The 6,836-nt window shown below is 68.6% G+C and carries 4 protein-coding genes; 2 read left to right on the top strand and 2 right to left on the bottom strand.

Annotated elements, in window-relative coordinates:
• Window positions 1–1,530: hypothetical protein (locus tag VFQ05_08225; GenBank protein ID HET9326743.1), on the top strand; the 1,530-nt coding region annotated here is incomplete at its 5' end.
• Here the strand turns inward: VFQ05_08225 and VFQ05_08220 are convergent.
• A complete protein-coding gene (locus VFQ05_08220) occupies window positions 1,527–3,836 on the bottom strand; it encodes a GAF domain-containing SpoIIE family protein phosphatase (GenBank protein HET9326742.1) in 2,310 nt (769 codons plus the stop codon). The genes VFQ05_08225 and VFQ05_08220 overlap by 4 nt on opposite strands.
• Window positions 3,837–4,049: 213 nt before the next feature.
• On the opposite strand from VFQ05_08220, the gene VFQ05_08215 reads away from it, so the two are divergent.
• Window positions 4,050–5,087 (top strand): HD domain-containing phosphohydrolase, encoded by a 1,038-nt coding sequence (locus VFQ05_08215; GenBank protein HET9326741.1) that lies wholly within the window; start codon window positions 4,050–4,052, stop codon window positions 5,085–5,087.
• Here VFQ05_08215 and VFQ05_08210 read toward each other — a convergent pair whose 3' ends face one another.
• The gene (locus tag VFQ05_08210; protein HET9326740.1) at window positions 5,088–6,812 is read right to left on the bottom strand and encodes a glycosyltransferase family 39 protein; all 1,725 of its coding nucleotides are present in this window, start codon (window positions 6,810–6,812) and stop codon (window positions 5,088–5,090) included.
• Window positions 6,813–6,836 lie beyond the last annotated feature (24 nt).

The raw sequence follows: 6,836 nt of genomic DNA, 5'->3' as shown, positions 1-6,836 counted from the left end.
CCGGCGGGACGGCTGGGGATCAAGGTGCTGCGCGACTCGGCGCTCCGCCAGATGGGTCCGGTCGACCTCGACAACAACAGCCTCGACGACCGCTACGTGGGGCGCATCCGCCCGCCGACCTATTCGGCTTCGATCGACGTGGTGCCGGGCTTCGTCAACAGCGCGCAGGAAGTGCTCGACCTCGGACTCCTCGCCGCCGGCACCGGCGGTCTCATGCTGGTCGACCTTCGCGAGATCGTCGATCTGCCAGGGGTGACCTGGGAGACGTGGTACGACCTCGACGGAGACGGCATCGACGATCGCATCCTTCGGCGATTGCCGATCCCGGGGTTCGCGACCGACGTGCAATGGTTCCGCAGTCCCGAAGGGCGGGTGATCGCGCTCGTGGCGGCGGCGGATACCGGCTCCACGCCCACCGCCGTCGGATTCAATCCCGCGCTGACCGCTCCGGGAACCGGCGCGGGCGTCTACGCGATCGACGTCCTCGCGGCTTTGGACTCGCTCCCGGGCGTTCCTTACTTCGCCGGCTCGCTCCCGACCGGCGGCAACGCGCTGGACCTCGAGCTGCGCGGCGGGCCCAATCCCGAGATGGCCGTGGCCGACGGCGCCGGCGGCGTCACGTTCCACGGCGTCGAGGCCCTCGGCTCTCCGGCCACGGTGTCCTTCACGCCGATCGGGAACGTCACCCTCTCCGCGGCCTGGGGAACGCCGTATGCGCGCGACGTCGCCTGGATGCAGAGCGGATCGGGAGACTCGCTTTATTGCGTGGTCGCCGCGGCCGCGGGCGGTGTGCAGCTGATCAGCGCGCCCCACGGCCAGCCTCCATTCCTGGCCCTGGTCCAGAAGGTCGAGGGTCCGGCGATCGGCCTGGCGACGAGCCTGTTCGGCTACGTGGGTGCCGCGATGGGAACGACGGGCGCCACGCTGCTCCGCATGCCGGTTCCGCCCGAGCTCGGGCAGATCCATCCGCTCGCGTCGCCTCCTTATCAGGCGCCGGTCGTCCTCGACATCGGATCGAGCTGGACCGAGGGACGGGCTTTGCGCACGGGGACCTTCGGCGCCTTCTCGAGCTCCACGCTCTCGCTGCGCTTCCGCGACTTCCTGGGCGAGACCTCCTCCCCCGATCTCCTGTGCTCCGATGCCAATCGCGTGCTGGTGCTGCGGAGCGGTGCCTCGGGTGTCACCGGGGTGGCGGATCTCGTCTCGCCGAGTCACGGTCCGGGCCTTCGGCTCCTCATCGCGCCCAATCCCGCGCGGGGCGCCGCGGAGTTCCGACTGCTGGGGGAATGGAACCTGGCGGGCGCGCTGGCGCCCGGCCAGCCCGTGGAGTTCGCGGTGATGGACCTCCAGGGCCGCGTCATGCGCCGCCTCACCTCGCCCCCGATCGGCACGGGCACGTCGCTGCTCGCCCGCGTGAGCTGGGATGGGCGCGACCAGGACGGCCGTCCGGCCACTCCCGGACGCTACTGGGTGCGCGCCGCGCAGCGCGGAGGCTTCTCGGCCCGCGGCGGCTTCATCCTGCTCCGCTAGCCGCGGGTTCCCACCAGCTGCTGGCGCTCGGCTCCGATGTGCGCGGGATCGGGCTCCAGCACCCGCAGCACCATGAGCGTGATGTCGTCGAGCGCTTCGACGCCGTTCCTGAAGACTTCCAGCTCGCCCAGGATGCGGTCCGCAACCTCGCGCGCGGAGAGGTCGTGCGGCAGACCCGCGATCACCGCGTAGAGCCGCTCCTCGCCGTACAGCTCGCCCTCGGCGTTCACGGCCTCGGTGATGCCGTCGGTATAGAGCACCAGCCGGTCCCCGGTCTCGAGGTGGATGGCATCCTCCTCGTACTCGGCGGACTCCATGACCCCGAGCACGAGCCCGCCCCGCTCGAGCAGCACCTGACCGCCGTTCCGGCGCGCGACCACCGGGTAATTGTGTCCGGCGTTCGAGAAGGACATGCGCCCGTCGGGCCGGATGCGGGCGATGAAGAACGTCGCGAATTGGTGGACCGCGGTGCCCCGATAGACCAGCGCGTTGATGTTGCGGAGGATCTCGGCCACCGAGGGAATCGATGCCGCCTGAGTGCGGAGAGAGGCCTGCAGCATGCCCGAGAGGAGCGCCGCCGGAACGCCCTTTCCGGCCACGTCCGCGACCGCGAGCACGAGGCCCCCGTCGGCGGCAGGGACCAGGTCGTAGAGGTCGCCTCCCACTTCCTTCGACGGAATGTTGAGCGCGTACACTTCGAAGCGTGAGGTGTCTGGAAACTCCGACACCAGGAACGAGCGCTGGATCTGCCGAGCGAGCCTCAGCTCCTCCTCGAGACGCGCCACCCCGACCCGGTCTCTGACCAGGAGCGCGTTCTGCAGCGAGACCGACATCTGAGCCGCGAGGGAGGTCAGCAGCGACACATCCTCCGAGGTGAACTCGGTGCCGGTGATCTTGTCCCCGAGCAGGAGCGCGCCAACCGTCTCTCCACGCCACCGCAGAGGGATGATGAGCGCGAGGCTCATGCGATCGTGGAGCAGCGCGCGCTCGCCTTCCTCGAACGACTCCAGGCATTCCGAGACCCGCAGCGATCGATCTTCCGGCCAGCGCGACACCATGGGACGAAGCTGCCCGAGATCGTGCTCCGGAATCGCGTCGCCGGCGCCGATGCGCAGGATGAGGCCGTCGCGCGGCAACGCCATCACGTACGCGCGGCGCAGAATCAGCGACTCCGCGATGGTGCGGATCGAGTTGGTGAGCAGTGTCTCGAGCTCGATCGTGGTCTGCAGATCTCGGCCCAGGTTGCGGAGGACGTTGCGGTGGTCCCCGGGATCGCGCAGCAGCAGGCGGTCGAGCATCTCTTCGAGCCGCGACATGGCGGGCTGAAAGGCCACCAGCGCAAACACCAGGAAGACCGGCTCGATCACTCGGGCGTCGACGCCGGCGATGCTGGTCAGCAGCCGGTTGATCTGCACCACCACCGCCAGGTAGAAGCCGACCAGGGCGGCCGTGGTCAGGCCGTAGAGGATGCCGCGGCGCGCCAGCAGCTTGGCGTCCAGGAACTTGTGGCGAACGATCGCATAGGCGATCGCGCCCGATCCGACGGTGAGGGCGCCGGCGGTGAAGGCGGACCGCGCCGTCGCCGAGATGTTCAGGTCGAACAACGTCGGAATCAGCGAGCCCATGCTGTAGAGCACGAGGCACGCGGTCATGCCGATCATGATCGCCCGCAGCTGCTGGCGCAGGCGCGGCACGCGGGTGTGGCTGAGGCTGTCGGCCAGCAGGGCCACCGCCCCGATCCCGAACACCAGATTCACGAGCGAGAACAACGCCTGGTGGACCGACAGGAAGAGCCCGAGGAAGAGCCGTCCGATGGTGAGCAAGGGCGCCACGATCTGGAGCACTCCACCCCCCGCGGGACGAGGCTCGAGCCACGGGCCCGCCAGGCTCAGAACGAAGAGCAGCCCGAAGTGGACCAGGTGCGGCAGGTAGACCAGGATCTCGAAGGGCGGCAGCCAGCGGAATCCGAGGGGCCGGCGCTGGCGGGTGAAACGCCGCTCCTGTGGGAACAGGCAGGCGAACAGGAAAAGGCTCGGGAAAAAGAATTCCCACAGATACGTGAAGTGCTGGACCGTGCCCGTCGAGCCCGCCGCCGCCGCGGAGGTGGCCGCGGTCAGAGCGCCGGTCCGGGCCTGCAGCAGCCCTAGTGCGGTGAGCAGCGCGCCGAATCCCCCGAAGAACATCATCAGGGAGACCACGCGGTTCAGCCGCTGGCGAGGGTTCTCTCTCAGGATCAGGATCCCGAGCAGGAACACGAGGCCGCCGAGGACCAGATTGATGGTGGCCAGCACCAGCAGGGAGTTCATCGCGGCGTTCGAGCTCCTCGAGGTCAATGTTCGCCACCTTCGGCAGCGCCTGGGCTGCCGAAGTCCGTCCCATCGTAAGTCCTGTCCAGGAACCGTCCAAGTCCCTGTCGCGGGAAGGCTTCAAGCCCTCACGCCTCGGGGCCGATAACCCCGAAGACTCGAGTGCCGCGAATCCAGAGGTCCTCTGCGACTCGCACTCCCCGGGGGACGGGAATGCCCGAACGAATCCTGCTCGTCGACGACGATCCGCGCGTGCGCGACGTGCTCAGCAGATTCCTCGAGCGCGAGGGCTACGTCACGATTCCCGCGGCGTCCGGAGAGGAGGCCCTCGAGCGGGTCGCCGAGTATCCGCCGGACCTCGTCCTGCTGGACGTTCAGCTGCCCGGCATCGACGGCTTCACGGTCTGCCACGCCCTGAAGGAGAACGTGGCGACGGCGCTCATCCCGGTCACCATCCTGAGCGGGATGCAGGACGCCGAAGCGCGCACTCGCGGCATCGAATCGGGGGCCGACGATTTCATCACCAAGCCGTTCGAGTACACGATGCTGCGCGCGCGCATCCGAACTCAGCTTCGCATCAAGCGGCTCACCGATCAGCTCGAGAGCACCGAGATGGTGGTGTTCTCCATGGCTCGATGGGTGGAGATCAAGGATCCATACACCGAAGGCCACCTGCGCCGAATCGCCGGCTACAGCGAGCAGACCGCGCTCGCGCTCGGACTTCCCGCGGAGCAGACGCGCGTCGTGCGGTATGCGGGCGTGCTCCACGACATCGGCAAGATCGGCATTCGCGAGGAGCTGCTGAGCAAGCCCACCAAGCTCACCGACGAGGAGCAGACCGAGCTCCGGAAGCACGTCGAGTACGGCGCCGCGATCGTGGCCCCGATGCGCTTCGCGGGTGACGTGGCGCCCATCATCCTCTCGCATCACGAGCACTGGGACGGAAGCGGCTACCCCTACGGTCTGCGCGGCGAGCAGATTCCGCTGGGCGCCCGGATCATCTCCGTGGTCGATGCGTACGACGCGATGACCAGCGACCGGCCTTATCGCAGGTCTCTGGGCGACGACGAGGCCGTGCGCCGCTTGAAAGCCGGCTCGGGCATCCAGTGGGATCCCGCCGTGGTGGACGTGTTCCTCTCGCTGCTCGAGACCGGGCAGCTGCGCCCGGTGGACCTGCCGGGGAACGAGCCGGTGGTCGGGCACCTTCCTTCCTATCCGGACATTTCCCAGCCCGACCTCGACGCTGCCTGATCATCGCTCGACGCGGTAGAGGTAGATGCAGCCGGCCGGCCTGGCCACAGGCCGTTGATTCCACAAGCCACTGAAATCGATCCGGGCAGGCAAAGGGGTTCGGCCCTCGCGCGTGGTCATGCGCTGCCACAGACCCACGTAGTAGTAGCTGCTGACCGCGATCCATTCGCTGCGACGGTCGGGATCGCCGCCGAGATAGGGGAGATACTCGATGCCGTAGACCGCGGGATCGGTGGTCCCATGATAAGTGAGGTTGATCTGCGTGATGCCGCGACGTCGCAGCTCTTCGCGCAAAGCGATCAATCCTTGTCCCCAGTCGACGTTGGAATCGTTCACCAGCCAGTAGCCGCCTCCCACTCCACCGAGCGCGCGATTGAAGAAGGCCAGGTACCAGGGAGACGCCGAAGACACCTCGATGGCCTGGAGCAACGCCAACGTGGTCCCGAGCCGCGCCCATCGCCGTGCGCTGCGCTGCCGGCGTGGGGCCGGGGCAGGGTCGACGAATCCGCCGAGCCAGACGCAAACCAGCGGGACGATCGGGAAGAGATAGCGAATCCCGATGTTGAGCGTGAGAACCGCCATTCCGGCGAGCAGCAACAGCGCCATCGGCAGCACGACGAAGCACTCGTGCCAGCGCCGTCGCCGCCTCCGAGCCATCACCCAGGCGCGTGCGGGCAGCGCGGCGAGGAGGCCGAGCGGCCATTTGGCGAGGAGCGCGAGCGGGAAGTAGGTCCACACGCGCCCGGTTCGCACCTGCCCCGCGAGGTAGGTCGGCGTACCGCCTTGTCCCTCGCGTCCCTGGATGTCGAGTCCCCTCACGAAGGCATCGGGGACCGGCAGTCGCAGCCATGGGGCCATCTGCTGCAGCGACCGGAAGTTCCTGGACTGGAACGTCTGCTCGGCGAGGGGCTGCCACGAGGTGCGGCCGCCATAGCCGATCTGGAGCATGGCCAGCGTGGTGAGGGGAAGCAGCGCGAGCCCGGCCCAAACGCGAGCGGGCCGGCGAATGCGGCGAAGCAGGGTGCCGAGCGCGGTGAGGATCACGAGCATCGGCGCCAGCGTCACTGTCGTGAAACGCGTGAGCGCGGCGAGCCCGACGACGATGGCCAGGATCGCCCACCAGCGCCACGAGCCCGTCCGGGTGAACATCCAGAACGCATAGAGCGCCGCGGTGATGGCCAGGCCGGTCGCCAGGTCGAGCGTCGCCACCCCGGCGTGCGCGAGGGCCTCACTCGAAAAAGCATAGAAACCGAGGGCGAGCAGTCCTCCGGCAGGTCCGTAGAGCCGGCGGGCGAAGACCCAGACGAGCAGGCCGAGGGCAACCGAGAGCAGGATGACCACCACGCGGGCGGCGAGGAACACGCGGTGATAGCGATCCGCGTTCGCTCGCATGAACGACTCACCGACCACCCATTGATCGTGGGTCGCCACCGCAGCGACCGCAGGGAGCTTCGCACCCGCGGCCAGGGCCGCGAGGCCTTGGGCGGCCTTGACCAGCGGCGGGTTCACGGGTGAGACCGCGAAGTCCCCACGGGAGACCACCACCACGCCGTCGGGAACGTGGAAGTTCTCGTCGAAGGTCACCGAGTTGCTCGCCGCCCCCCAGAGAGCGAGTGCCGCATGGATCGCGAGCAGCAGCGAGCCCAGGAGGGCTTCGTGGCGTGGACGCCAGAGCGGGCGCCTCGCCGAACGCGCGCGCTCGGCAGGCGTGCCTCTGGCCTTCATCGAGGAGGTCGCGGTCGCCCGCGG

The sequence above is a fragment of the Candidatus Eisenbacteria bacterium genome (assembly GCA_035712145.1).
Classification (GTDB): Bacteria; Eisenbacteria; RBG-16-71-46; order RBG-16-71-46; family RBG-16-71-46; genus DASTBI01.
The sequence above is the reverse complement of the archived record's forward strand: the minus strand, read 5'-3'. Positions and strand labels throughout refer to the sequence as shown.